Origin of the sequence: Tunturiibacter empetritectus, from assembly GCF_013410875.1 — a bacterium.
Taxonomy (GTDB): domain Bacteria; phylum Acidobacteriota; class Terriglobia; order Terriglobales; family Acidobacteriaceae; genus Edaphobacter; species Edaphobacter empetritectus.
Map to the genome: position 1 here is coordinate 486,440 of NZ_JACCCU010000002.1, position 25,484 is coordinate 511,923.

Consider the following 25,484-nt stretch of genomic DNA (forward strand, 5'->3'; position numbering starts at 1 on the left):
TTACGAGATCTCCAGCACATCCTCCGTCTTAGCAGCAATCGCCTTGGCTCTCTCCGCCACCTTAGCCGCAATCAAGTAGAAACCCTTAGCCAACTTCGAATCCGGTCCCGCCAGCGCCACCGGCAGCCCCTTATCTCCCCCCTCGCGAACCTGCGGATCAAGCTCCACGGCCCCAAGAAACTCCAGCCCAAACTGTGCCGCCGTCCGCTCCGTCCCACCCGCGCCAAACACGTCGATCACCTGACCGTCCGGCAATGTCATCTGCGACATATTCTCCACCAGGCCAATCACCTCCACCTTCACCTGGTGAAACATCTCCAACGCCTTCCGCGCATCCTGCAGCGCCACGCCCGACCCCGTCGAAACCACCACAGCCCCCGTCAAAGGCACCGTCTGCACCAGCGAAATCACCACATCACCCGTCCCCGGCGGCAGATCAACAATCAGAAAATCCAACTCCCCCCACTCCACCTGCTGCAGAAACTGCCGAATGATCTGGTGCAGCATCGGCCCCCTCATCACCATGGGCTTATCCCCAGGCGAGATCAGCCCGACAGAAATAAACTTCACCCCATGCGCCAGAATCGGCTCAATCCGATTCTCCCCCACAATATTCGGCTGCCGCGTCACGCCCAGCATCATCGGCACATTCGGCCCGTAGATATCGGCGTCAATCAACCCCACGCGATACCCCAGCCTGCCCAACGAGACCGCCAGGTTCACCGCAACCGTCGTCTTCCCCACACCGCCCTTGCCACTGCCAATCGCCACCACATGCGCCACTCCCGGCAAAGGCTGCGGCCCCTGCGGTGCTCCTGCTCCCATATGTCCCATACTCATCCCCTATCCAAACGTCTATAAAGTTGTCATTCTGAGCGAAGCGAAAAACCCCCGCATTTTGCTCACAGAGCGGAACGATGCTGGCTTAGTCGACACTCACACATGCCATCCCGCCCCAAGCGCCGCCCTCATCTCCTTCTTCCTCAGCGTCTCTCCCGCCCGCATCTCTCGCCGCCGCCCCGCATCGTCAAACCTGCGCTTCTGATGCTCCGTCTCCGGCACCACCTGTGGCACCACTAACCGATTCCCCTCACGATCCACCGCAACAAACGTCAGGTAAGCCGAAGAGACATGCCGCAATCTCTGCTCCCGCACATCCTCCACCATCACGCGCACCCCAATCTCCATCGACGTCCGAAACGCCCGGTTCACACTCGCCTTCAAGATCAGCAACTCCCCAACCCGTACCGGAGCAACAAAATCCAGATGGTCCATACTCGCCGTCACCGTAAATGCCCGGGCATGCCGGCTGGCGGCCATCGCGCCGACCAGATCGATGTACTGCATCAAACGCCCGCCAAACAGGCTCCCCAGCGCATTCGAGTCCGCAGGCAATACAATCTCGCTACGCTCCGACTGCGACTCAGCCACCGTCCGCTCTAAAACCAGATCGCTCATTCCTACAAGTCTAAATCGCCGCAAACCGATCTGCTGAAGATATGCCACCGCGCCACGCCGCGCGCCCACAGCAGAATCCAAGTCACAGAACTTGCCAACCCGGCCCCCTACACAGCACCATCGATCCATGGACAAGATCGCCGCTCTCACTGAAATCCTCACCGCGGACCCCACCAACGCCTTCGCCCGCTACGGCCTCGCCATGGAGCACATCAGCCAGGGCCACACCGACACCGCTCTCGCCGAGTTCACCACCCTCATCCAGCACAGCCCCGACTACGTCCCCGCCTATCAGATGTCCGCCCAGACCCTCGTTAAACTAGGCCGCACCAAAGAAGCTCTCGAACGCCTCCACCACGGCATCGCCACCGCCAACCGCACCAACAACCAGCACGCCCTCGCCGAGATGGAAGCCCTCCGCGACGACCTCACCACCTGACCCCATACGAACGCATTTGAGTTTCATATCGAAATTTGCAAGCGCATTTGTTCATACGCAGAGCGTCTGAACCCTTGATCAACGCCAAACATCTATACTTAGACATGGCGACCTCACTCCCGACCACCCTAGGCTCTCTCCGCGCAAGCGAGTTCACCCCAGCCCGCCTCGCCCGCAGCGTAAAAGACGAGCTCCGTGAAAATCTAATCGCCAAACTTCGCGCCTCCGCCCAATCGAAGGAAGGCAACAAGGCCCCGCTCTTCCCCGGCATCGTCGGCTACGAGGACACCGTCGTCCCCCAGATCGTCAACGCCGTCCTCTCGAAGCACAACTTCATCCTCCTCGGTCTCCGTGGTCAGGCGAAGTCCCGCATCCTGCGCTCGCTCACTACGTTGCTCGATCCGCACTGCCCGTACATCGCCGGCTCCGAGATCCGCGACAATCCCTACGCCCCCATCTCCAAGTTCAGCCGCGACCTCATCGCGCGCCTCGGAGAAGACACGCCCATAGCGTGGCTTACACCAAATGACCGCTTCGTCGAAAAGCTAGCCACCCCCGACGTGACAGTAGCCGATCTGGTTGGAGATATAGATCCCATCAAGGCCGCCCGCAGCAATCAGGATCTCGGCAGCGAACTCACCATGCACTACGGCCTGCTCCCCCGCGCCAACCGCGGCATCTTCGCCATCAACGAGATCCCCGACCTCGCCGGAAAGATTCAGGTCGCTCTCTTCAACATCATGCAGGAGGGCGATGTGCAGATCAAAGGCTACCCCGTCCGCCTCCCGCTCGACGTGGCCATCGTCTTCTCCGCCAACCCCGAGGACTACACCGCCCGCGGCAAGATCGTGACCCCGCTCAAAGACCGCATCGGCAGCGAGATCCGCACTCACTATCCAGAAAATGTCGAAGAAGGCATCGCCATCACCGCGCAGGAAGCCTGGTCCTCACGCCCAGCCTCCAAGATCGAAATCCCTCATTACATCCGCCAGATCGTCGAACAGATCGCCTTCACCGCACGCGAAGACAAGAAGGTCGACAAGCGCAGCGGTGTCTCGCAGCGTCTTCCCATCTCCACAATGGAGCTAGTCGTCTCAAACGCCGAACGCCGCGCCCTGCTCCACGACGAAACCATAGCCGTCCCCCGGGTAGGCGACATCTACACCGCACTCCCCGGCATCAGCGGCAAGATCGAACTGGAGTACGAAGGCGAGATGCGCGGAGCCGACACCGTCATTCGCGAGATCATCCGCACCAGTGTAGCGAACGTCTTCGACAAGTACTTCGCCGCCACCAACACCCAGCAGATCGAGCAGTGGTTCAACCTCGGCGGCACCGTCCAGCTCAACGACGAGCAGCCCTCCAGCGGCTCTCTCGAAGAGCTCAAACAGATTCAGGGCCTCATCGAAAAACTCTCACCGCTCGAGATCAACTCAAAGTCCAAACCCGAGATCACCGTAAGCGCCGCCGAGTTTCTCCTCGAAGGCATGTACGCCCACAAGCGTCTTAGCCGCACCGAAGAGCGCGCCTTCAGCGCCGCCGAAAAGAAGTCCCGTAACGACCAAGCCTCGCAGTACGCCGAAAAGATGCGCGACCGCGAGATCGAACGTGACGACTATGCCAAGCGCACCCGCCGCGGCTTCAATTAAAAGCACTTCTCTACCCGCATGAGGAAAGCTCAAGGTAGATTCGGGCTTTCCTCACGTAACGGCTCAAACTATGCTCCTGACATCCACCCTCGCGCTGCTTGCCTTCGCCGCTCCCCCGGAGAAGGCGCGCCCGCACCTCTCTGCGGATCAACTCAACGACATCGCCACCATCCTCGCCCACGACGAAGGCTGGCCCCTGAGCGACCCCGACTACACCCTCGACCCCATGCATCCCGACACCGATGACGGCTTCGACTCGATCGGCATCTACAAAAAAGCCCATCTAGTCCGCATGTACTCCATCGACCCCACCACCGGCGACGTGGTCGACTTCCTGCGCGGCTGTCAGGTCTTCCGCTTCGACGACATCAAGTCGTTTCAATCGAAGATCAGGCAGCAGTCGCAAGCACCCGCACTCACCGACAAACAGCTCGCAGCCAAGGCAGGCTGCCCGCAACTCACCGTCGTCAACACCCGCTGGGTCCACTAGGCGAAAACTATGAAGCGCGTCCGATACACAAAGTTCACCGGCGACCTCGCCTCCTCTTTCGGCCTCGAAGACCTCATGCAGGCCCTCTCTGACTTTCTGCTCGACTCCGGCTTCAACGACCCCATGTCCCGCTTCCAGGAGTTCGACGGCGACCAGACCATGGAGAACCTCCGCGAAGCCATACGCCAAGCCCTCGACTCCGGCGAACTCTTCGACGATGAAGCCCAGGAAAAATACGAAGCCCTCTCCGAAGAACAGGTCGAAGAACTCATCGACCAGATCATCCAGAAGATGCAGGAGCAGAACTTTATCAACGCCGAGATGCCCCAGCAAGGCCAGGGCGAACAAGGCGACGGCGACGGCGACGCCCGCTTCGAGGTCACCGACAAGGGCATGGACTTCCTCGGCTACAAAGCCCTACGCGAACTCCTCGGCCCCCTCGGCAAATCCAACCTTGGCCGTCACGACACTCGCCACGAAGCCGCCGGCGTCGAGACTAACGGCAGCAGCAAGCTCTATGAGTTCGGCGACACCCTGAATCTCGACATCACCGCCACCCTCTCAAGCGTCTTCGCCCGCGAAGGGCTCGCTACCGCCATCGAAGGCGAAGAGCATGCGCCGCTCAACATCTACCACTCCGACATCCACGTCCATCAGTCCGACTACCAATCCTCCTGCGCCACCGTCGTCCTGCTCGACTGCTCCCACTCGATGATCCTCTACGGTGAGGACCGCTTTACCCCCGCCAAGCGCGTCGCCATGGCCCTCTCACACCTCATCCGCACCCAATTCCCCGGTGACACCCTCAACCTCGTCCTCTTCCACGACACCGCCGAAGAGATCCCCGTCTCACAACTCTCCCGCGTCAAGGTCGGCCCGCACTACACCAACACTCGCGAAGGCCTTCGCATGGCGCAGCGTATCCTCGCCCGCCAGAATAAAGACATGAAGCAGATCGTCATGATCACCGACGGCAAGCCCTCCGCCCTCACCCTCCCCGACGGTCGCATCTACAAGAACGCCTTCGGTCTCGACCCCCTCGTCATCTCCGAGACCCTCGAAGAAGTCTCCCGCTGCAAGCGCTCCAACATCATGATTAACACCTTCATGCTCGCCAGCGACTTCTCCCTCGTGCAGTTCGTCCAGCAGGTCAGCGCGATGTGCCGCGGCAAAGCTTACTTCACCACCCCCGAAAATCTAGGCAACTATCTCCTGATGGACTTCATGTCCCGCCGCATGAAAACCGTGCATTAAACTCCCTCCGACCAACGGGAGGACCAAGCGAAGCGGTATACCAGTCACGAAGTGACCGCGCCGCGCGCAGCGGGCCCGTCCGGCAGGACAACTATCAGCTAACATCATCAAAAGGAAAATGATGGGCACAGGCTGGGCACATATCGGCACCTCAATCACAGCCTCCTTCCTGGCCTCCCTCGTCGAGTGCGTAGAAGCCCTCACCGTCGTCCTCGCCGTGGGCAGCGTCCGCGGCTGGCGCTCCGCTCTCATCGGCAGCGCCTCAGCCATCGCCGTCCTCCTCCTCATCATCGCAGCGCTCGGCAACGTCCTCACCCACATCCCGCTACACCTCCTTCAACTCACCGTAGGCACTCTCCTGCTCCTCTTCGGCCTGCGCTGGCTGCGGAAAGCCATCCTCAGAGCCGCGGGCCTCATCCCTCTTCACGACGAAGCCGCTGCCTTCTCCAAGAACACGGAGGCCATGCGCCGGCACGCCAACCTCCCCACCGCCTGGGACAAGATCGCCTTCGCCGCCGCCTTCAACATCACCATGCTCGAAGGCACCGAAGTCGTCTTCATCGTCATCGCCATCGGTGCAGGCCGCGCCGGCACGCTCCTCCCCGCCAGCCTCGGCGCAGTGGCTGCGCTCCTCGTCGTCATCGCCCTCGGCCTCATCCTTCACCGCCCCCTCGCGCGAGTCCCCGAAAACACCCTCAAGTTCCTCGTCGGCATCCTGCTCTCTGCCTTCGGAACCTTCTGGGTGGGCGAAGGCCTCGACCTCCACTGGCCCGCAGCCGACTGGTCGATCCTCGCCCTCATTGCAGCCTACCTGCTCCTAGCCCTGGCGATGGTTCCCCTCTGCCGCAGTCGCTCGCAAACCGAGCCATCAATCCCATAAGGAGACCGCCCTGAACTCGATCAAAACGATCCTCCGCGAGATCTTCGGCCTCTTCGTCGACGACAGCAGCTTCGCCCTCGCCATCCTCCTCTGGCTCCTTATCGTGCGAACTCTCTCGCCCCACCTCGGACAGGCCTCCGCATGGTCAGGCCCCATCCTCTTCTTCGGACTTGCCCTCATCCTGATCGAAAGCGCCACCCGCTTCTCCAGGCGGCGCACTCTCAAATAACTTCTAGTGATGCAGATCCAGCCCAAACTTCGGTGCTGACTTCGTCCCACTCACCTTCACAGGAATCACAGCACCTGCCCCATCCTTCTTGAAGAATGGATCGACCGGCTTCAGTAGAATCGACTTCCACCTCGAAGCCACCATCTGCGACACCTTCGCCTTGGTCCGCACCTTCCCCGCGAACTCGAAGCGCTCTCCATCCAGCGTGTACTCTCCCGCCAGCATCACATCCGCTCCGGGCAAGCTGTAGTTCAGTTTGCTGAAACTAAGCCGCCCAGCATCCATCACAAACTCTCCCACCATCTCGGAAGGCACGTCCTCCGCACCAGGCTTCGCGGCCTTCGGATCTCCCTGCGCCCGCAGGCTCAACATATCCACCTTGTCCTCTATCTCGGGATTGGAGAAATGAATCTGCTCGAGCACAAAGCCACCCTTCAATCCGATCTTCTTCGCCACGCTCTCCGGCCCCGGACGAATATGCAGCTTCGTCTTCATCTGCAGCCGACCTGTCATCACCACCGGCGTGGTCTTCACCGCAAGCTGCAAAAAATCCTGTATCCGCCCCGCCGGCACATTCACATCGAGATCAATAATGTGTCCCTTACCCTTCACATTCACCACCGCTCCGCTGCACGTAAACTCCGACCTGCCCAATCGTGCCTCTACCGGTTGCAAATACGTATCGCCACTCGTCCCATCTACAATCGCATGAAACTTCGTATGCAGCGGCACCGGATGATTCGCCGTATCCAGCGAAAAGTTCGGCGTCTCCGTCGTCCCATCCACCACAATCCTGTTCAACTGCCCGCCAAACTCACCCACCGAAGACAGCATCCCGCCAATCCCTTTGATCGTATTCAAATCCGCATGATCGAACGTGTATCTTCCCGTCACAGTCGAGTCGCCCGGGCTCTCGTTATTCCACGGCCCAAACGTTCCCGTCGCATGAATATCGCCCTTCGGAATCGCATTCACCAGCGTCGCATCGTACCTCCACGGCGCATCCGGCCCAACGTTCCGCATCACAATGCGGCTCATCTCGAACTCCTTCGGCTCTTTGTCCGGCTTGATCGTCCCGATGATCAGCTTCGAATCGTCGAACACAATCTCATCCACCAGGATCTTGATCTTGCCCAGATGTCGCTGTCCCTTCGGCGCCTGCTGCCGCATCTCTCGCGGCGGAATGTGAATCGCCATACCTGCAACATGCACCGTTCCCACATGCATCGGCTTCACAAACAAGCCCGACAGGCTCGCATGAAACGAAAAGTGACCAAGCGATATCAGAGCATCCTTAGCCCCAGCCGCAACCACCTCGTCCTGCGGATAGATACGCAGCCCATCTCCGGACACCTCAAGCCCCTTCAGCACAGAGACGGAAAAGCCATCCATCTCCACCCTGCTGTTGAAGCGAGTGCTCAACGTCTCGATGACGCGCCCCTTCAAAATCGGCATCGCCCGATGAACCACGATCTCGCCGATCACCGCAAGAACAATGACCGCAATCAGCAAAGAGATCAAAATCCAACCCCACACCCCTCGATGCCTCCGAGTCTTCAAATCACTTATCGATTCGTTCATGTTTTTCGATCACAACTTCCGTGAGGTTTGATGCGGAAAACTGAAGAGCGGCTCAGGGTCAAAAACAAACCAACACGATCCGTCAGGCCGCCACTTATGTGACACTACAAAACAAAAGCCATCTACGAAAAAGACACGCGGGCAAACTGCAAGCCCTGTGCTACTTCACAAGCGAGGGCAGATCGACGATGTTGTGCCCATCGTGATACACCGCGAAGATCCTCTGCGTGTTGCCGATGTCAACCAGCGGATCCGCGTCCAGCACCAGCAGATCGGCACGCTTGCCGACCTCAATCGTTCCGCGATCGGTCGCATGCAGCAGCTTCGCATTTCCTCCCGTAGCCGCTGTAATAGTCTGTAGAGGAGTAAGCCCCGCCTTCACCATCAAAGCAAGCTCGTGATGTTCCGCAAACCCTGGAATGCGTCCCGGTAACGCGCCCGAGTCCGTTCCGAACCCAACACTCACGCCGGCATCAAACAACTTTTTCAAGTTCTGCTGCCCCACGTCGAAGTCCTTCTTATGCTGCGCCGTCTGCGGATCCTGACCGATCTTCTCCCCATACCCCGGCGCGCTGAACTTCGCCAACAGCTTCGGACCCGCGGCCTGCTGAAAGAAGGTCGTCTTCATGAAAGCAGGATCGTCCGCATAGATATAAGCCGACTCATCCACCGTAAACGTAGGGACATACCAGACACGATGCTGCTTCATCGCCCGCACAAACGCATCATCCACCACTTGGTCCCGAACAGAATGCGCGAGCACATCCACACCATCCGCTACAAGCTGCTTCGCATCCTCCAACGCATACTCGTGCGCGGCCACACGCACATGCCGCTTATGCGCCTCGTCAATCACGGCCTTGTAGATCTCCGGCGTCATCTCCGGTGACTTGCCATGCAGCTTGTCCACCCAGATCTTGATGATGTCCACACGCTGTGCCGCCATCTCATCGACAGCCCGTCTCGCCTCCTTCTCCGTTGCCGGACGATAGATCTGATCCGCGGCCGCAGGCAGCGGAGGCGCCCCCTCCGGCACTCCAATCCCCCTCCCAGCAGTAAAGATCGAAGCACCGCCCAATCGTCCCGCCTGCTGTTCATCCCGCAACACAAACACCAGATCGCGATTCAAGCCCAGCGACAGGATCGCAGTCACACCGTATCGCTCATACTGCTTCAGCTGCGCGGTGACATTCTCCCGCGTATACCCGGCAGCAGAAGACTCCGCATCGTCCACCAGCAAACCCAGGTGCGAGTGGGCGCTGATCAGCCCCGGCATCACCGTCTTTCCCGTCAGATCCCGAACCTGCGCTCCCGCCGGCGCAGCCATCTCGCCGCCACCAATCTGCTCAATCTTTCCATTCCGCAGCAGCAACGAAACATGCTCCCGCGGCGCCGCACCCGTGCCGTCAATCACCCGCGCGTTCCGCAGCACCACTACCTGCTGCGCCGGAGACTGCCTCCCAGGCACGTTCGACGCAGCTCCCTGCTGCGCAAGCGCGACGGAACCGCCTAAAGAAAAAGTAATCAGAACAAACTTCATCCGCAGAGTCATGGTGAACTTTTAGATGCAAACATCAAAGCGAAGGTACTAGGCTCTTGAAGCAACCTCTTCTCGTAACCAGGTATTACAGCTCCAGCTCCCGCCGCTCCCGCCAAAGCCGATACAGCCCCCACGCCGCCACCGAGCAGTTATCCACGATCGTACCCTCGAGAATCATCGCCTCGAACTCCACCACGCTCACCCGCTTCACCACCAAATCGCTCTCCTCAGCATCCGGGTCGGCCTTGCCTATCGTCAGCCCCTCAGCCAAAAACACATACTGCCTCTGGTTCATCACTCCATACGCAATCTGTAGCGTCGACAGAAGCGTCATACGCTCGGCCGTCAGTCCGGTCTCCTCCCGCAGCTCTCCCCGAGCCAACTCCTCCGGCACCACCTCGGCCAACTCCCACCCGCCCTGCGGTAGCTCCCAATGCCGCGCCCCCACCGTGTACCGGAACTGCTCAATCAGATATACAAACTCACCCTCCGCTCCCACCTCCAGCGGAATCACAATGCAAGCCGGATCCTTATCGACGACCCCATAGATCCCCCGCTTACCATTCGCCCGTTCGATCACATCTTCGCGCACCCTGGTCCACGGATTCCGATAGACCTCCCGGCTGCTAATTGTCTTTATCGCCACGACACCCCCGTCCACCACCACTCAGTCCCCGTCAGGAACCGAAAACTCCAGATGCGACGGATACTCCCCCGATCCATAGATCGTCACCGTCTGCTTCTGGTATGCGCTCGAGGGAGCCGTCATGATATTCGGCACAAACGTCTGCGGGTTCCGATCGTACAGAGGAAACCAGCTGGACTGCACCTCCACCATCATCTTGTGCCCCTTCAAAAAAGTATGATCCGCCCCATGCAGACTCCACCTGAACTCAGTCACCTTTCCCGGCGTCAAAGCCTCTGGCGTCTCAAAGCTCTTCTGATACCGCCCGCGAAAGATCTCATCCACAATCATCAACTGATACCCCGCCATCGGCGCCGGCGCATCGTCCGGATAAACATCGATCAACTTCACCACAAAGTCACCATCTGTCCCTGTCGTCGAAGCAAACAGATCCGCGACGACATCTCCCGTCACAGTGACATCCTTCTCCAGGACCGGCGATGAAAAGTTCGCCAAATCCTTCCGCCCACTTACAAACCTCTGATCCTCCACCAGCCACGTCCGCCACTTCGATCCATCTCCATACGTCGATTGAATGGGCCGATTCCGATACGGCACAGGATTCGCGGGATCTGCGTTGTAGCTGGCCGCAGCCTTCCCGGCAGCCGCAGGCGTATCCCTCGACAACCCTCCATCAGCATTCAAAAACAGCTTCGCCTCTCTGAACCCCTGCTTCGGAGGCCACGCCTCATACCGCTCCCACTTATTTACCCCAGTCCGGAAGCTCGCCACGCCCGTCAGGTCAAACCCGCCGCGCCCCTTCAAATACCTCTCAAAGAAAGGAGCCTCCATCGTCTTCCTGTACTGATCCCCAGTAGCCGCTCCAAAATCCAGCACCCCAAGATGCCGCGTCGTCGGCCCCCACCCACCATGGTTCCACGGCCCCAGCACCATGAACACCTCATCGTTCGCATCATGCGGCTTCAACGCGGCATACTCCGCCTGCGTCCCCCACATATCCTCCTGATCCCACCATCCACCTACCTCAAGTGTCGGCACCTCCACCTTCGTCAGATGCCTCTCCACCGCCATATCCTGCCAGAACTTCGTATAAGCAGGCTGCGTCAGAAATATCTTCGCCGTCGGCAGGTTCTCCATCTTCACCGCATCGGCAGCCCCGGCAAAGTTCACATGGTGCAAAAAGAAATCGAAGGTGTCTTCCTTGCTCTCAACCCGCGCATCCGTCTTTTGTGCCTCTAACTGTTGCACATAGTCAAAGCCATACGTCTCGCGAAACGCCCCGTTATGAAAAAAATCGTCTCCCATCCAAACATTCGTCATCGGAGCCTGCGGCGAAATTGCCTTCACCGCCGGGTGCGCCTCAATCCCCGCCGACATCGCCAAAAACCCCGGATACGAGACCCCCAGCACCCCCACCTTGCCGTTATTATTCGGCACACTCTTCAGCAACCAGTCGATCGTGTCACGCGTATCGGTCGTCTCATCCACATCGTTCTTCGTCGTATGCGCAACGATCGCGCGGTTCATCACAAACTTCCCCTCCGACTCGTACCGCCCGCGAATATCGCCAAATACAAAGATGTATCCGCTCGCCGCCAGCTCCGGCTTGCTGCCATTCACCGCAGCCGACGAAGCCCACGAAGTCCCATACGGCGTCCTCTGCATCAAAAACGGCAACGCCTCTCCAGTCGCCTCCGACCCCGCCGGCCGCAGAATCACCACATGCAGCTTCACCCCATCGCGCACCGGAATCATCGCCTCACTGCGCGTGTACTCCCTGAAGTGGTTCAACCGAATTCCCACCGGACTGAAGCGCTCTTCCTTCGTTTCCACGCCTCGCTCGCCACGTTCGCTATATGTGCTAGTCAAACCAGACACCTTACCAGCGGCACTCCGCGCAAACACAATCCGCAGCCCCTTCGCATAGAAATGATCGGCCGCTTCAGCCTGCAGCTCCAATCGCGCCCACCGCACGCCTTCGATGTAGAGCTTGTCCTCCTCGCGATACACCGAGCTCACCACATCAGGTTCCACCTCATCCCGATACTGCCCCACGTACTCATCCAGCGCGCCAACCGGCAGAGTAATCGCATGATGCTTCTCAGCAGTCTGCGCCTCCTGCGCCGCCCCCACAGCCACCGAAGCCATCAACCATCCGGAAAGAACCAAAGCACAGTAGCCACGAATCTTCATCAAGCTCAACCTCAAAGTGAAATCATTGCACGAAAAATAAAAACCGCAGAATCCTCAGGAAGAGAACGGATCAAGTGAGACTCGCCCATCTCTTCAAATGAAATCTGCGGCCTAATTTAGGTCAGAACTGCTTCAGGACCAGCCGCACACTGAAAGCCCACTCGATTATGCGATCCATCACAAAACGGCCGCTTCTCACTGGCCCCACAGCGGCAAAGCGAGATCGCAGGCTTCCCCGTTAGATCCCACTCCTTGCCATCTGCGTCCTTCAAAACAATATGTCCTTCAACCCGCAGCGGTCCATTGGGCCGAACCGTAATCTTTACCGCTTCTTCTGACATCGTTCGTTACTCTCTCTCTTACAAAGGATGCGTTCAGCATAGCAAAATCGTGGCAGCCACATCGCTCAGCCTAGAAGAGGCCGATCCTCTACTCTCATCGCTACAGCGAGAGAACATCATTGCTCTTCACAATCATCGCCTCTGCCTGGAGAACCGAGCCAACTCTCGTTTCATCCTTCACCCAGCGCGCTCGAAGCCAACGATTCATCGGCTCTGAATACCCCCGCGAGACAAATGCTCCCAGCGCCCCCGAAAGCAGCAGAACAGCAAGGAACATCACCGGAACAGCCCGAACTGGTTTGTCCACAATCAGAAAAAGATGAAAAAGACTCAAGACAACAAAAACATGCGTCAGATAGACCTCATAACTCAATCGCCCCATGAGCACCATAGGACCAAGAGATCTCGGCGCTTGCCACCGCGTCTGCGCAACCACGACCAGCATCATACAAACACCCAGGCCCAGCACCGTCATATCAAGCCCGGTACGGCCCAGCCCCCAACGATGCGCGATGACGGAAAAGCAGAGGACAAAGACCAACATCATCATTCCAGCGGTGCCAAGTACTCGCAGCGTCGTACTGGAAAGACGTGCCTTCGCAGAGAGCAGTGCCGTCAGGCATCCCAACGCGATCGCGTCCATGCCACCAAGGTACGAATATTCTCTCCAAACCGGATTATGGTTGAAGGGCTGCGACCGCGCAAAGGGTCCCAATAGGACGAAGACAAAGAGCAAAGCAGAGAGCAAGCTGACGCGACGAAACACTCTACAAGCCAGCGGGAAACCAAGATAAAACATCTCTTCGACCGACAGTGACCATAGAATGTCCCAACTCGCAGGTAGATATCCTCTTCGCGCCTCAAGCAGATTGACATGAAAGGTAAGCGCCGCGACGAGAGCACGCCCCAGCCCGCCTGTCTTCCGATAAACAACAAAGTCTTTGACACCCGCGAAGTGAAGAAGACTGAGGATCACCAAAACAAGCACCATCAGAGGCGCGATGCGAGCGAACCTCAACCGATAAAAGTCCCCCACATTCACCGCAGACACTGAACCCCAACGCCGCAACGTTGTCGAGGTAATCAGAAATCCGGAGATCACAAAGAAGATTTGAACACCGAACTGACCATTCCAGACCAGCGAAGACACAAGCTGCCGCGGCAGCCCATCCGTGTAGGGAACATTCGCCCCAAGCAGTCGCATGTTGACATGATTCATCAGCACCATGCAAATGGCCACGCCGCGAAGAAGATCCACCCCATCCAGACGCGACCAGATCAGCGAAGCCTGTCTCCCCACCCTCAAGTTCGATCCCTGCTCATCCCTACTCAAAAGACAAGAGCCCTCAATCACACCACATCAACTTCCATCTCATCCACATAACACCAGCCCCAGCTCTCGCCCGGCTCAACCGACCGCATGATCGCATGCTGTGTCTTGTGAAAGTGTTTGGTCGCATGCTTGTGCTGAGACGAATCACAGCACCCCACATGCCCACACTCCAGGCACATCCGCAGATGCACCCAGCTGCTGCCAATCTTCAAACACTCTTCACAGCCTTTAGCCGACGGCTTCACCTTACGAATCTGATCCAGATGAGTACATTCCATTCGCGCACCGCCTTCGCCTGATTCTATCTCTAAGAGGCTGCGTAGAAGCTGTCCTGCCGGACGGGCCTCCTGCGCGGAGCGCGGGCGTTCGCACGCCTCTTTAGAGCTTCGCGTGGTCCTCTCGTTGGTCGGAATTATCTTCCTTCGCGACCAACGGGAGCGCCAACCGAAAGGGTATACCCGCCACGAAGTGGCCGCTCCAGCGAAGTGGGCCCGTCCGGCAGGACAAGTCTTTAATCCCCCATCCCCTCCGTAATCCCATACTCCTTAAGCTTCCGGTACAGCGTCGTCTTCCCGATCCCAAGCAGCTTCGCCGCCATCAGCTTATCGCCCTTCAACTGCCGAATCGTCCCCAGGATGGCCTGCCTCTCCATCTCCGCAATCGACACGATCCCGCCGCCCTGCGAAGCGCCCACCGTCTCCCGCCCCATTCCGTCTTCCTCAACCGCATGGATCGCCGGCCCCTGCTGCATGCGAAAGTTCTGCAGCTGTGTCGGCAGATCGCCCAGATGCAGCACCGGCCCCGACGACAGCGCACACGCCCGCTCGATCGCATTCTCCAACTCCCGCACATTGCCCGGCCAGTCGTACTCCGCCATCGTCCGCAGCATCGAGTCCGAGAAGCTTCTCTCCACTCCAGTCTCCTTCTCCATCTGCTTCAGAAAGTGCGTCGCCAGCACCGCAATATCCTCGCGCCGGTCCCGCAGCGGAGGAATCCTGAGATTCACCACGTTCAAACGAAAATAAAGATCCTTGCGAAACCGCCCCTGCTCCACCATCGTCGCAAGGTCGCGATTGGTCGCCGCCAGCACCCGCGCCGAGATCGGCCTGGCCTGCGTCGCCCCCACCGGCCGAACCTCCTTCTCCTGCAGTGCCCGCAACAGCTTCGCCTGGAGATCCAGCGGCAACTCGCCAATCTCATCCAGAAACACCGTCCCGCCCTCGGCAGAGGCCAGCAGTCCCTCCTTCGCGCGATCCGCTCCCGTGAATGCCCCCTTCACATGCCCGAACAACTCGCTCTCAATCAGCGTAGGCACCAGCGACCCGCAGTCCACAGGCACAAACGGCTTCGCCGCATTCGGCCCATTGAAGTGGATCGACCGCGCCACCAACTCCTTGCCCGTCCCACTCTCGCCCAGGATCAAAACCGGATGCGTCGAATAAGCCACCTTCGACAAGATCCGATACAGCTTCTCCATCTCCGGAGACCGGCCCACCAGCCCACCCATCCCCTGCTGGGTCCTCAGCCTCTCGCGAAGCTGCCGGCTCTGAACATCCATGTGCAGCTGCTGCCCGGTACGCTCGAGCACCGCCGTCAACTCCTCCAGCGCAAACGGCTTGGTCAGATAGTCTCCCGCACCAATCCGCATCGCCTCCACCGCAGACGACACCGTAGCAAACGCCGTCATCACAATCACCGCCATCTCCGGATGCAGCGCCTTTACCTGCTCCAGCAGCGGCAGCCCGCCACCACCCGGCAGCTTCAGATCCAGCAGCAACAGATCAATCCGCCTCTGCTTCAGGATCGCCCGCGCCGCCGTAGCGCTCTCGGCACCCACCACCTCAAATCCCATCCCCGCAGCAATCTCGCAGCAAGCCTTCCGCACTGCCTCATCATCATCGACCACCAGCACATGCAGCAGCCCTAGATGTTCTGCAGAGCTCACCGCATGCGCTCTCGCATCCGGCGCCGAAATCGTCGACAAGACCGGTGACACGCCCACCAGCACTCCCGATGGCGAATCCGCTCCCCCATCGTCTCTTCTCCGCTCACTATTCGTTCTCTCGCTCAACACCGAAACACCTCCTGCGCTACTGGTTCCCGCTCCCGCCGTCTCGAAACCCGTCCTTAGCATGCGATCCATCCTGCCTCTCCCCGCACTACCATCTTCACCGTCGAATCATTCATGCGCTTCTCGGTCATCTCAAACTCCTCTATCTCAAACCTCTCCTGCTCGACCACCGCGTCCAGCCGTTTCATCGCACTCCACTCCACCGAGATGCTCGTCCCCACCTCCGGCTGGCTGTCGATACTCACAACTCCACCCGCGATAGCCACCAGCTCCCGTACCACGCGAAAGCCCAGCCCCCTCCCATTCGCAGAAGAGATCCCGCCAGCCTGCATCAACCTCCGCACCGCAGCCTTATCCATCCCGCAGCCACGATCGCTCACCGTCATCACCACCCTGCGCCGCGGCTCCTCGCCTTCGTTCTCTCCCTCCTGCAGCACGCCCTCCACATGGATCGAGATCGCTCCCACCCAAGGCGTCGCCTCCGCTGCGTTCTTCACCAGGTTCGTCAGTATCCGTTCCACCGACTCCACCGGCACCTTCACCGCCTGAAACGCGCCCACACCATAAGAGATCTCCACCGTCCGCCCCGCCACCCGGCTCAGCAGCCCTCTGCATCGATCCACCACATCCGGCAGCACGGCAAACTCACCCAACCCCTTCGTCGCCCGGCCCGCCCGCGCATGATTCACCAGCCGGTCAATCATCGCCCAGCTGCGATCGCTCAACATCCTCAACTCGTTGGCATATTCCTTATGCTCGTCATGCAGCACTCCAGGCAGCGCCAGCAAGTCAGAGTAGAGACTCAGCGCCCCCAGCAGATTCCCCGCGTCATGCGCCAGTCCCGCGCCCTCCGCCACACCCGCAATCGCCACGCCCGCAATCGCCGCCACCTCCGCGGCAGCAGGCGCATCCACCGTCTTGCGCACCGTCGGCATCGCCAACCCACCAAGACCCATCTGGCGTGTCACGTGGCGAAGTGCCGCAAACTTCCCTGAATAACTCTCTGGCCCCGAGGCAGTACTGCTCTGCATTGCCTGCATTCTCTAAATCCACCGTTCTCCTGCTTAGTAACCTACAGCAGATGCACTCCTGTAATCACTTCAAGTGCCAAACTGGAACTCCCTTCCTAAGTGATTCCACATCAATCCAAAACACCTCAAATCCCCTCGCCCGCCCAAATCAGACACCGTTCCAATATGGGAACCGAGCCAACGCGAGATCCTCACTCTCCCGCAAATCCTCAACAAAACTCAGCTCCAAATTCAGCTTCCCATTATGGAACCAATCCCATTTCGGAACACTCCCCCAAAGGACTCACACGCCACCGCTCCATCCCCCCGCAAAACCCCGCAACTATAATTCCCCCATGTCCGTAACCACCGTAACCACCGCCACACCCTCCCCCCAGATCTTCCGCCCCGACCACCGCTCTGCCGACGCCCTCCGCCAGGTCCGCATCACCCCGCACTACATCGCCATGGCCGAAGGCTCCGTCCTCATGGAGTCCGGCAACACCCGCGTCCTCTGCAACGCCACCATCGAGCAGGGCGTCCCCGGCTGGCTCCGCAACTCCGGCCGCGGCTGGGTCACCGCCGAGTACGGCATGCTCCCACGAGCCACCCTCACCCGCACCGCACGCGAGAGCGAACGCGGCAAGGTCGGCGGCCGCACCCACGAGATCCAGCGCCTCATCGGCCGTTCCCTCCGCAGCGTAGTCGACATGAAAGCTCTCGGCGAGCGCACCATCATCCTCGATTGCGACGTCCTCCAGGCCGATGGCGGAACCCGCACCGCAGCCATCACCGGGGCCTGCGTCGCCCTCGCACTCGCTCTCGGCAAGCTACTCAAGGCTGGCACCTTGAAAACATCCCCACTCAAACAAATGGTCGCCGCCACCTCGGTCGGCATCGTCGACGGCCATGTTCTGCTCGACCTCGCCTACGAAGAGGACTCCCGCGCCGCCGTCGACATGAACGTCGTCATGCTGGCCAACGGTGGCCTCGTCGAGACCCAGGCCACTGCCGAACACGACTCCTACACCCGCACTCAGCTAGGCCAGATGCTCGACTACGCTGAAAAGGGCATTCACGAACTCCTCGCAGCACAGCGTGAAATCCTGAACCAAATAAGTTAAACAATCATCCCGACCAAAGGGAGGACCCAGGCACCTACCCAACCCCAAAAAGGTATACAAGTCACGAAGTGACCGCCTGCCGCGCAGGCAGCCCGTCCGGCAGGACAATCCTCCTCAAGCCGCCTCACGAGCCCCCATCGAAGCGCCACTCGCAGCCAACTCCAAAGCAGGCTGCCGGTTCAGCCGCATCCGCATCAGCAACCCCTCTTCCACAATCAAAGCCGTCGCACACACCATCAGCGGAATCAACTCGCCAAACACCCGCGTCTCGATCAAAATCCCATACACAAACATGAACCCGAACCAGATCGGCAGCAGCCAAAGCCACGCCTCCAGCCGCGGATCGCGAATCCGCCTTCGCATCACCACCACAAACACCAGCAGATATCCGCACGCGCTCATCAACTGAGGCCACGCCTGCGGAAACAGCAGCGACTTCACATTCCAGTCGATCCGCGGATAGAACTCCGAGACATTCCCCGCGAACACGTGCCGAAGAAAGATCTGCCACGCCGCCCAGAACAAAGCCAGCGGCATAACCGCCATCAGACTGCGTACCCGCAGCATCCGCGACCAGCGCAGCCGCCCGCCCTCCACCGCTTCATTCAGCAAAAACAGAGGCAGCAACAGCAGCGTCGTCTCCCGGTTCAAGGTCGCCACCACAAACAACCCGGCAAAGTAGATCCAGTGCCACCGAAAGTACATCAGGTACATCGCCGTCGCAAAGAACGCCAGGCTCGGCAGATCGTAAATAAACCGGAAGTTCTGCACCGTGTGCATCACATAAGTCGCCGCGCAGGCCACCAGCAGCAGAGGATAGATCATCGGCGTCAGCAGCCGCCGCCGGGAGCTCGCCTGGTAGATCTTCGTCGTCATATACGCGGCCACAAGCAGGCAAAGCACATCGATCGCCGCCTGCACCAGCACCTCGGGCGACACCGGCTTCGGAAACCAGAAGTGAGCCCTCGACAGCGGTCCCGCCACCCACGCCAGGCCTATGCTCTCATGCGCCCACCGCATCGGCAGCATCATCAGGCTTCGCCCCTGGAACGGCATCCGCTCCCGGCCCTCTTCATACAGCAGCGTATTTACATACGGCCGCGTCAGCCACAGATAGCACCACACAAACTGCACCGTGGCGAACACATAGACCACCAATAAACTGATCCGCTTCTGCCTGGACATAGGCTCACCTCGTCAAAAACCGCATGCCACTGGCTTTCGGCAAGGGAATTGGCAGCCCCCGTTCCGCCGCAATCACCTCTTAGATGACCCCACCCTTCCACGGGGTTGCAACTGCGCACACCTCTCTTGCCACCAAATGCCCATCGCCGCACTCCAAACCTGTAGAATCTGTGACGCCATCATAACTAGCTCGAAGAGGCAGGGGAAAAACCTTTGAACACAACTACGACCCAGCAGACCGACACCCGCGACCCCCAGGCCACCGACGTTCGCGCCATGAGCATCGCCACCGTCCTCTTCTTCATGTGGGGCTTTCTCACCTGTCTCAACGACATCCTCATCCCCCACCTCAAAGGCATCTTCAGCCTCAACTACGGCCAGGCCCTGCTCGTCCAGTTCGCCTTCTTCTCCTCTTACTTCATCTTCGCCATGCCCTCCGGCAAACTCGTCGACTGGCGCGGTTACAAGCAGTCCATGGTTGTCGGCCTCATCGTCATGGCCGCCGGTGCGCTGCTCTTCCTGCCCGCCGCCAGCACCGCATCCTTCCCGCTCTTCCTCTCCGCTCTCGTGATCCTCGCCGCAGGCATCACCTGCCTTCAGGTCTCGGCCAACCCTTACGTCACCAACCTCGGCCCGCAGGCCACCGCAGCCAGCCGCCTCAACCTCGCCCAGGCCTTCAACTCCTTCGGCACCACCATCGCTCCCTTCTTCGGGGGAGCGCTCATCCTCGGCGCCATCCAGGCCTCACCCGAGGCGCTCAAATCCTTCTCCACCGCAGCCCTCCAGACCTACCGCGAGCAGCAGGCATCGTCGGTCCGCATGCCATATCTCGTCATCGCTCTCACCCTTCTCGTCCTCGCCGTCGCCATCGGCCTCATCAAACTTCCCACCACCGACTTCACCCGCGACTTCCGCCCCGGCGAACTCGTCGGCCGCGCCGCAGGCAGCATCTGGTACCAGCCCTATCTTCTGATGGCCACTATCGGCATCTTCGTCTACGTCGGCGCCGAGGTCTCCATCGGCAGCTTCCTCATCAACTACCTCGGCCTGCCCCACATCATGAACTTCTCCGAGCGCACCGCCGCCCACTACGTCTCCTTCTACTGGGGCGGAGCCATGATCGGCCGCTTCATCGGCTCCTACGTCCTGCGTTATGTCAGCACCGGCAAAGCCCTGGCAGCAGCAGCCTTCATCGCATTCTGCCTCGTCCTCGCCACCATGGCCACCGGAGGTCCCGTCGCCCTCTACACCGTCCTCGCCGTAGGCTTCTTCAACTCCATCATGTTCCCCAGCATCTTCAGCCTCGGGCTCGCCGGACTCGGCGAACTCACCAGCAAAGGCTCCAGCCTCCTCGTCCAGGCCATCGTCGGCGGAGCCATCCTCCCACTCGCCGAAGGCCACCTCGCCGACCGCATCGGCGTCCAGCACGCCTTCATCATCCCAGCCGTCTGCTACATCTACATCGCCGTCTTCGGCTATCTCGCCTCCCGCCGCAAAGACATCGAACAAGATCCCCGCCACGCCTCACACACCGCCGCCGCCCACTAAAACCCTTCAGTTGGCGATAGCTTTTGCTTTTTGCTCTTGCAGTTGCTTTGCAGTTGTCGCTGCATTTTGCCTTTCTTGTTGTCATCCCCGCAAGGGGATCTGCGGTTGCAGTTGCTCTTGCTCTTGCTCTTGCTGTTGCTCTTGCTCTTGCTCTTGCTGTTGCTGTTGCTGTTGCTGTTGCTGTTGCTTGCTCTTGCAGTTGCTCTGCAGTTGCTATTGCTATTGCTATTGCTATTGTTGTTAGCGTTGCGGTTGCACTTACACTCCGTCGTCCCACAACCCCCTCAAAAAAACATCGTCATCTCGACCGAAGCTGCTCACAGTCTCATCGTGAGCAGCGCAGCGGAGAGACCCCCGCATTCGCCTTCCCCCGCCCCTACCCACATCACGCAAGCCACACCAAAACCTTGTCAACCCCCAAAACCACTCAACCCACTCATCCAAAACCACTTACATGTGGCGTATCAGTTACCCCCAATCCGGTAAAATAGAAACATATTCAGAAAGCCCGCAATAATGTTAGACATCGGCCTCTAAGTCCTTTACTGGCACGTATTTGGACGGAACCCCTTTATTTGCACTTATTTAGCCGAGGTTGGTCCCTGTATCTTGCTGCAACAAAGGAATTTACGCCCCGGCAATAGGGGGGGTACCCCTAAGGGGATGCTGATTCCCTCGGATACAAACCACAGCCCGCCCCTTCACACCTGCCCCATCCTCCGCTGTGTAAAATGGCCCTTCGTAGTCCTTCCATCACTCGAACCGTCTCAGGAGACAAGCTCTTATGATCAAGTTGACACCAGGAAAGTTAGCCGGCCTCAAAGCCGTCTCCGACCATCGTGGCGTGATCGCCGCCGCCGCCATGGACCAGCGCGGATCCCTCCAGAAGTCCCTCGCCAAGGAGCGCGGAGCGGCCGCAGACGCCCACGACCTCGAGCAGTTCAAGACCCTCGTCACCTCTGTCCTCACCAAGCACGCCTCCGCCATCCTCCTCGACCCCGAGTTTGGCCTCCCCGCCTCCAAGCACCGCAACGGCAAAGGCCTCCTGCTCGCCTATGAGAAGACCGGCTACGACGCCACCACCCCCGGCCGCCTGCCCGACCTCCTCGACCACTGGAGCGTTGCCCGCCTCAAGGAAGCCGGAGCCGACTGCATCAAGATCCTCCTCTACTACACCCCATACGAGAAGTCGCCCGTCAACGATCTCAAGCAGGCGTGGATCGAGCGCATCGGCGCCGAGTGCATCGCGCACGACATCCCCTTCTTCCTCGAGTTTGTCGGCTACGACGCCGACGGTGGGGACGAAAAATCGATAGGCTACGCCAAAAAGAAGCCAGAGATCGTCTCCGGGTCCATGGCCGAGTTTGGCAAAGAGAAGTACCACGTCGACGTCCTCAAGGTCGAAGTCCCCGTCGAGATGGCCTTCGTCGAAGGCACCAAATCCTTCAAGGGAGAGAAGGCCTATACCCGCGCCGAGGCCCTCCAGCACTTCCGCGACGCCGCCACCATGACCCACAAGCCCTTCATCTATCTCTCGGCCGGCGTCTCCAACCCCGTCTTCATCGAGACCCTTGAGCTCGCCGTCGAATCCGGAACCAGCTTCAACGGCGTCCTCTGCGGCCGAGCCACCTGGAAGGATGGCATCCCCATCTACGCCAAGCAGGGTGCCAAGGCCTTCGAAGACTGGCTCAACACCACCGGTGTAGAAAACATCACCAATGTCAACAACGCCCTCAAACTTGCCCACTCCTGGCACGACAAAGTCGAGTCAAAATAGGCCTCCCCAGCCGGGCGCATCTCAAGGCGCTGCATCCGTGCAGCGCCTTTGCCTTGCCGCAGCGATCGCCATAGCCCTATGGGAAGGGTGTGAAAAAGATTCGACCGACCGTGGAGCGTTATTTCATTCGACACCCCAAAGGAGCCTCGGACGCATCGTAAGCTAGATAAATTCAGAAGAGGTCGAACAAATGAAACACCTGCAGGAAAAAACAGTAACAAGGTCGCTGGCAAAAGGCTTGCTGGCGGGGCTGATTGGCGGCTTGGTGTCAACAGCCGCAAAGACACTTGCCGAAAAGATCTATCCCCCACGCACTCACGGCGAGCCAGAGCCTCCGCTGGTGCTGGCAGAAAAGATTGCAGGACATAGGTTGGAGGGCGCGAAAAAGCTGGCAGCCATGGAGACGATCCACTGGAGCTTCGGAGCGCTCACCGGAGCAGCCTACGGAGCGCTGGCAGAGTACTACCCACAGGCCACAGCAAAGGATGGCGCAGGCTTTGGAATGGCCCTCACCTCCCTGACCCACGGCACAGCACTGCCGGCGCTAGGTCTCTCCGCTGAACTGGAAGATCAAACCACCCGCGAGCGCACCAGCGAAATGGCCACCCACGTCGTCTATGGCATGGTCACCGAAACCGTCCGCCGAGTCGTAAGAAAGATGCTGGGGTAGGTCTCTCACGGCACCGTCACACAACCAAACCAGCTTCACTCCGAAGCAAAGCACATGAGCCAGGATAGATTCACCCAAAGCCGTTCGCCGCCGTTATAGTTGGCAGCAACGCCGCTGATGACGGCGCCCGCTTCGTCATCAATCTGCGACGCATAGTTTAGAACCAGCTTTCGCTTGCGAGCGATCGCGGCGTCTGAAGCTTCGTCGGCAGAAAGGACAACCGGGGTAAGCGGACTGCCAGCTTCTAATGCAGACCCTCGCATCGTCTCGAGGTCATCAGAGGCGGAGGCATCAGTAGCCAGATACGGCAGGTCTTCATAGAAAGCAGTAGGCAGCAATGCAGTAAAGGGCATCGCCGCCTCCCGTACCGTAAGGTGGTCGACATCATTGCCCACCGCCGCCGGAACAACAAGCGTCTCCATCGCCCCTAGTTCGGATTGCCGAGCGAGAGCCTTACGAATCTTTTCAATAGACGGATCAGCAGGATTCACCGGAGTCGCACGCAACTGATCAAGCGGCACTCTGAGCCGGATCGGTCCGTCCTTGAGGTTCAGATCAAGCATCTGAAGATTGTTCTTGAGACCCTTCGGCAAGGACTCCTTCATCCGCCGGACAAAAAGCTCATCTTCACGCAGACGCATAGCCGAGACGTACGAAAGCTCATCATTCTCGTGCACAAACGCCGCATCCGAGTAAGGAGCATAGCGACTGCGCGTGAACACGTTGAGCAACGTCACAGTATGGCGCGCAGTAAGCCAGTGAGTCATGGCAAGCGAGAGTGAAAACGCAGCGTCATCACGGTGTGGAGAGAGGATAAGGATCTTCAGTGTCGGCTCCAGAGCCTATTTTACCGGGCCGGTGCCGGCAGGGATGTGATCACGAGTCTGCGACCAGTTGGCAACCAGTTGATCCACGACCAGGTGGCCAACACGATAAGCGGAATCGAGCGCCGGAAGGTACGCACTGTACTGGCGGACTTTGGTTTCGCCAAGGCTTTCGGCCGCGGTGATTCCGGGCCGCTGCTGATCGAAGTTCGAAGCCGTTCGAAGTATAAGGACTCGGTTGATATCGAGCCTGTGTGCATGAGCAAGCCAAGTGAGCGACTGCATGGTCCCGGTGTCCTCCATGCCGCAGATCGCATAGGTGCCGTGGCCATCGGTCTGATACTTCACCCAATCCCGGGCCCACTGGTTGAGGAGCTTGCCATGCCAGAAGGTCGAGGCGGAAAGATTATCGCCCCGCAGAACAAAGGGAGCGCGATGTGCCGCTTCTTCAGCATACTGCTGCCGGCGAGCCGCTATTGCAGGCGTATCAGGAAGCGGCATCTCCTTGGTAAGCGCGAAGGCCCAGTCAACCAGAGAGCTGTTGAGGTGATAGATGTTGCCGTCGTCGCCAAACCTGGCAGTTCGGGGCTGCTCATACGGAGTGGATTTGCCAAGTGGCACGTATCCCGTCGGCCAGTCTTTGGGAATCTCGCGAGCGTCGATCTCGTGGGCAAGGTCGCCGTCGACGATGTAGTCAGACCAGACTGCAGATCCAAGCGAACCCATGCGAGGGTCGATGCCGCCGATGCCGGCAACGAGGAAGTAGGCGTGCGTAAGGTCGAAGCGCGGGTCGAGGCCCAGTGCCATGATCGTGGCGGCGGTGCGGGCGGTTCCAACTCCGGTCAGCACACCAAGGATCCCGCTCTTTTCATTGAGCCGGAGGTCGTGATAACCCATGGGAAAGGGAATGACCGTATCGAGATGTTCTCGCTCAACCCAGTATTGATACTCACCAGGTGCATCGCCCGTATCGGAGCCTACTTCAAACATATTGATGACCACCACTTTGATCTCAATCGGCTTCGAAGGCTTCTCCGGAACCTCGATGAAAGCGGTCAGGTGCTCATCGATAGTGGCAATTGGAGCCAGCGGAGGGGGACAACAGGCACTTGCAGACACGCTCAACGCGACAGACCAAAGGAGCATGAAAAAGAGGCGCATGGCAAATGGTATCGCAGCAACCGCACGCCTTTGTAACGGACTGACGAGCTCCTGCACTATCTTGCATAAGCAAGGAAGGAG

Annotated in this window: 25 protein-coding genes; 11 read left to right on the plus strand and 14 right to left on the minus strand. The window is 59.3% G+C overall.

The window, feature by feature from the left end:
- Nucleotides 1-834 (minus strand): Mrp/NBP35 family ATP-binding protein, encoded by an 834-nt coding sequence (locus HDF08_RS14295; protein WP_179639963.1) that lies wholly within the window; start codon nt 832-834, stop codon nt 1-3.
- A gap of 102 nt (nt 835-936) precedes the next feature.
- Nucleotides 937-1,458, minus strand: coding sequence for an acyl-CoA thioesterase (locus HDF08_RS14300; RefSeq protein WP_179639317.1), 522 nt, complete (start codon nt 1,456-1,458; stop codon nt 937-939).
- Between the two features lie 127 nt (nt 1,459-1,585).
- Between HDF08_RS14300 and HDF08_RS14305 the strand changes: the two genes are divergently transcribed.
- The 6 genes from HDF08_RS14305 to HDF08_RS21750 all read left to right on the plus strand — a co-directional run bounded on the left by HDF08_RS14305 (nt 1,586) and on the right by HDF08_RS21750 (nt 6,399).
- Nucleotides 1,586-1,897 (plus strand): tetratricopeptide repeat protein, encoded by a 312-nt coding sequence (locus tag HDF08_RS14305; protein ID WP_179639318.1) that lies wholly within the window; start codon nt 1,586-1,588, stop codon nt 1,895-1,897.
- 104 nt (nt 1,898-2,001) lie between these two features.
- On the plus strand, nt 2,002-3,546 hold the full coding sequence (locus HDF08_RS14310; protein ID WP_179639319.1) for a sigma 54-interacting transcriptional regulator: 1,545 nt from the start codon (nt 2,002-2,004) through the stop codon (nt 3,544-3,546).
- Between the two features lie 70 nt (nt 3,547-3,616).
- A complete protein-coding gene (locus tag HDF08_RS14315) occupies nt 3,617-4,036 on the plus strand; it encodes a hypothetical protein (RefSeq protein ID WP_179639320.1) in 420 nt (139 codons plus the stop codon).
- A 9-nt stretch (nt 4,037-4,045) separates the two neighbouring features.
- Entirely contained in the window at nt 4,046-5,290 is a 1,245-nt protein-coding gene (locus HDF08_RS14320; protein WP_179639321.1) for a vWA domain-containing protein, read from the plus strand.
- Between the two features lie 118 nt (nt 5,291-5,408).
- The gene (locus HDF08_RS14325; protein WP_218884710.1) at nt 5,409-6,170 is read left to right on the plus strand and encodes a COG4280 domain-containing protein; all 762 of its coding nucleotides are present in this window, start codon (nt 5,409-5,411) and stop codon (nt 6,168-6,170) included.
- Nucleotides 6,171-6,273: 103 nt separating this feature from the next.
- Nucleotides 6,274-6,399 carry a hypothetical protein gene (locus tag HDF08_RS21750; protein WP_257031141.1) on the plus strand — a complete coding sequence of 42 codons (126 nt, stop codon included), beginning with the start codon at nt 6,274-6,276 and terminating at the stop codon, nt 6,397-6,399.
- Between the two features lie 3 nt (nt 6,400-6,402).
- On the opposite strand, the gene HDF08_RS14330 is transcribed toward HDF08_RS21750, so the two are convergent.
- The 9 genes from HDF08_RS14330 to HDF08_RS14370 form a co-directional block, all read right to left on the minus strand.
- The gene (locus tag HDF08_RS14330) at nt 6,403-7,980 is read right to left on the minus strand and encodes an AsmA family protein (protein ID WP_179639322.1); all 1,578 of its coding nucleotides are present in this window, start codon (nt 7,978-7,980) and stop codon (nt 6,403-6,405) included.
- Nucleotides 7,981-8,140: 160 nt separating this feature from the next.
- The gene (locus HDF08_RS14335) at nt 8,141-9,532 is read right to left on the minus strand and encodes an amidohydrolase family protein (RefSeq protein WP_257031142.1); all 1,392 of its coding nucleotides are present in this window, start codon (nt 9,530-9,532) and stop codon (nt 8,141-8,143) included.
- A 73-nt stretch (nt 9,533-9,605) separates the two neighbouring features.
- Nucleotides 9,606-10,166, minus strand: coding sequence for an NUDIX domain-containing protein (locus tag HDF08_RS14340; protein WP_179639323.1), 561 nt, complete (start codon nt 10,164-10,166; stop codon nt 9,606-9,608).
- A gap of 21 nt (nt 10,167-10,187) precedes the next feature.
- Nucleotides 10,188-12,359: a CocE/NonD family hydrolase gene (locus tag HDF08_RS14345; RefSeq protein ID WP_257031228.1), complete on the minus strand. Its 2,172-nt coding sequence runs from the start codon at nt 12,357-12,359 to the stop codon at nt 10,188-10,190.
- A 116-nt stretch (nt 12,360-12,475) separates the two neighbouring features.
- Complete coding sequence (locus HDF08_RS14350; RefSeq protein ID WP_179639324.1) at nt 12,476-12,700, minus strand: CDGSH iron-sulfur domain-containing protein; 225 nt, start codon at nt 12,698-12,700, stop codon at nt 12,476-12,478.
- Between the two features lie 100 nt (nt 12,701-12,800).
- The gene (locus HDF08_RS14355; protein ID WP_257031143.1) at nt 12,801-14,033 is read right to left on the minus strand and encodes an acyltransferase family protein; all 1,233 of its coding nucleotides are present in this window, start codon (nt 14,031-14,033) and stop codon (nt 12,801-12,803) included.
- 17 nt (nt 14,034-14,050) lie between these two features.
- Nucleotides 14,051-14,311 carry a ubiquitin carboxyl-terminal hydrolase 14 gene (locus tag HDF08_RS14360; protein ID WP_179639325.1) on the minus strand — a complete coding sequence of 87 codons (261 nt, stop codon included), beginning with the start codon at nt 14,309-14,311 and terminating at the stop codon, nt 14,051-14,053.
- A 233-nt stretch (nt 14,312-14,544) separates the two neighbouring features.
- Nucleotides 14,545-16,176, minus strand: coding sequence for a sigma-54-dependent transcriptional regulator (locus HDF08_RS14365; protein ID WP_257031144.1), 1,632 nt, complete (start codon nt 16,174-16,176; stop codon nt 14,545-14,547).
- Nucleotides 16,161-17,135: a sensor histidine kinase gene (locus HDF08_RS14370; RefSeq protein WP_179639326.1), complete on the minus strand. Its 975-nt coding sequence runs from the start codon at nt 17,133-17,135 to the stop codon at nt 16,161-16,163. Before HDF08_RS14370 ends, HDF08_RS14365 begins: the two co-directional genes overlap by 16 nt.
- A gap of 335 nt (nt 17,136-17,470) precedes the next feature.
- Here HDF08_RS14370 and rph point away from each other — a divergent pair, with 335 nt between their 5' ends.
- On the plus strand, nt 17,471-18,238 hold the full coding sequence (rph, locus tag HDF08_RS14375) for a ribonuclease PH (protein ID WP_218884712.1): 768 nt from the start codon (nt 17,471-17,473) through the stop codon (nt 18,236-18,238).
- Nucleotides 18,239-18,352: 114 nt separating this feature from the next.
- Here the strand turns inward: rph and HDF08_RS14380 are convergent, their stop codons facing one another.
- Entirely contained in the window at nt 18,353-19,423 is a 1,071-nt protein-coding gene (locus HDF08_RS14380) for a hypothetical protein (RefSeq protein WP_179639327.1), read from the minus strand.
- A 213-nt stretch (nt 19,424-19,636) separates the two neighbouring features.
- On the opposite strand from HDF08_RS14380, the gene HDF08_RS14385 reads away from it, so the two are divergent.
- The 4 genes from HDF08_RS14385 to HDF08_RS14400 all read left to right on the plus strand — a co-directional run bounded on the left by HDF08_RS14385 (nt 19,637) and on the right by HDF08_RS14400 (nt 23,418).
- The gene (locus HDF08_RS14385; protein ID WP_257031145.1) at nt 19,637-20,971 is read left to right on the plus strand and encodes a sugar MFS transporter; all 1,335 of its coding nucleotides are present in this window, start codon (nt 19,637-19,639) and stop codon (nt 20,969-20,971) included.
- A gap of 23 nt (nt 20,972-20,994) precedes the next feature.
- Nucleotides 20,995-21,462 (plus strand): hypothetical protein, encoded by a 468-nt coding sequence (locus tag HDF08_RS14390; protein ID WP_179639328.1) that lies wholly within the window; start codon nt 20,995-20,997, stop codon nt 21,460-21,462.
- Nucleotides 21,463-21,755: 293 nt separating this feature from the next.
- Complete coding sequence (locus HDF08_RS14395) at nt 21,756-22,748, plus strand: tagatose 1,6-diphosphate aldolase (protein WP_218884713.1); 993 nt, start codon at nt 21,756-21,758, stop codon at nt 22,746-22,748.
- A gap of 190 nt (nt 22,749-22,938) precedes the next feature.
- The gene (locus HDF08_RS14400; protein WP_179639329.1) at nt 22,939-23,418 is read left to right on the plus strand and encodes a DUF1440 domain-containing protein; all 480 of its coding nucleotides are present in this window, start codon (nt 22,939-22,941) and stop codon (nt 23,416-23,418) included.
- A gap of 35 nt (nt 23,419-23,453) precedes the next feature.
- Here the strand turns inward: HDF08_RS14400 and HDF08_RS14405 are convergent, their stop codons facing one another.
- Nucleotides 23,454-24,140, minus strand: coding sequence for a hypothetical protein (locus HDF08_RS14405; protein WP_257031146.1), 687 nt, complete (start codon nt 24,138-24,140; stop codon nt 23,454-23,456).
- 120 nt (nt 24,141-24,260) lie between these two features.
- Complete coding sequence (locus HDF08_RS14410) at nt 24,261-25,403, minus strand: purine nucleoside permease (protein WP_257031147.1); 1,143 nt, start codon at nt 25,401-25,403, stop codon at nt 24,261-24,263.
- Between the last annotated feature and the right edge of the window lie 81 nt (nt 25,404-25,484).

Coding starts and splice junctions, on each gene's coding strand:
- HDF08_RS14295 (WP_179639963.1), bottom strand. CDS start 834: ATGGGACATATGGGAGCAGGAGCACCGCAGGGGCCGCAGCCTTTGCCG.
- HDF08_RS14300 (WP_179639317.1), bottom strand. CDS start 1,458: ATGAGCGATCTGGTTTTAGAGCGGACGGTGGCTGAGTCGCAGTCGGAG.
- HDF08_RS14305 (WP_179639318.1), top strand. CDS start 1,586: ATGGACAAGATCGCCGCTCTCACTGAAATCCTCACCGCGGACCCCACC.
- HDF08_RS14310 (WP_179639319.1), top strand. CDS start 2,002: ATGGCGACCTCACTCCCGACCACCCTAGGCTCTCTCCGCGCAAGCGAG.
- HDF08_RS14315 (WP_179639320.1), top strand. CDS start 3,617: ATGCTCCTGACATCCACCCTCGCGCTGCTTGCCTTCGCCGCTCCCCCG.
- HDF08_RS14320 (WP_179639321.1), top strand. CDS start 4,046: ATGAAGCGCGTCCGATACACAAAGTTCACCGGCGACCTCGCCTCCTCT.
- HDF08_RS14325 (WP_218884710.1), top strand. CDS start 5,409: ATGATGGGCACAGGCTGGGCACATATCGGCACCTCAATCACAGCCTCC.
- HDF08_RS14330 (WP_179639322.1), bottom strand. CDS start 7,980: ATGAACGAATCGATAAGTGATTTGAAGACTCGGAGGCATCGAGGGGTG.
- HDF08_RS14335 (WP_257031142.1), bottom strand. CDS start 9,532: ATGACTCTGCGGATGAAGTTTGTTCTGATTACTTTTTCTTTAGGCGGT.
- HDF08_RS14345 (WP_257031228.1), bottom strand. CDS start 12,359: ATGAAGATTCGTGGCTACTGTGCTTTGGTTCTTTCCGGATGGTTGATG.
- HDF08_RS14350 (WP_179639324.1), bottom strand. CDS start 12,700: ATGTCAGAAGAAGCGGTAAAGATTACGGTTCGGCCCAATGGACCGCTG.
- HDF08_RS14360 (WP_179639325.1), bottom strand. CDS start 14,311: ATGGAATGTACTCATCTGGATCAGATTCGTAAGGTGAAGCCGTCGGCT.
- HDF08_RS14365 (WP_257031144.1), bottom strand. CDS start 16,176: ATGGATCGCATGCTAAGGACGGGTTTCGAGACGGCGGGAGCGGGAACC.
- HDF08_RS14370 (WP_179639326.1), bottom strand. CDS start 17,135: ATGCAGAGCAGTACTGCCTCGGGGCCAGAGAGTTATTCAGGGAAGTTT.
- rph (WP_218884712.1), top strand. CDS start 17,471: ATGTCCGTAACCACCGTAACCACCGCCACACCCTCCCCCCAGATCTTC.
- HDF08_RS14380 (WP_179639327.1), bottom strand. CDS start 19,423: ATGTCCAGGCAGAAGCGGATCAGTTTATTGGTGGTCTATGTGTTCGCC.
- HDF08_RS14395 (WP_218884713.1), top strand. CDS start 21,756: ATGATCAAGTTGACACCAGGAAAGTTAGCCGGCCTCAAAGCCGTCTCC.
- HDF08_RS14400 (WP_179639329.1), top strand. CDS start 22,939: ATGAAACACCTGCAGGAAAAAACAGTAACAAGGTCGCTGGCAAAAGGC.
- HDF08_RS14410 (WP_257031147.1), bottom strand. CDS start 25,403: ATGCGCCTCTTTTTCATGCTCCTTTGGTCTGTCGCGTTGAGCGTGTCT.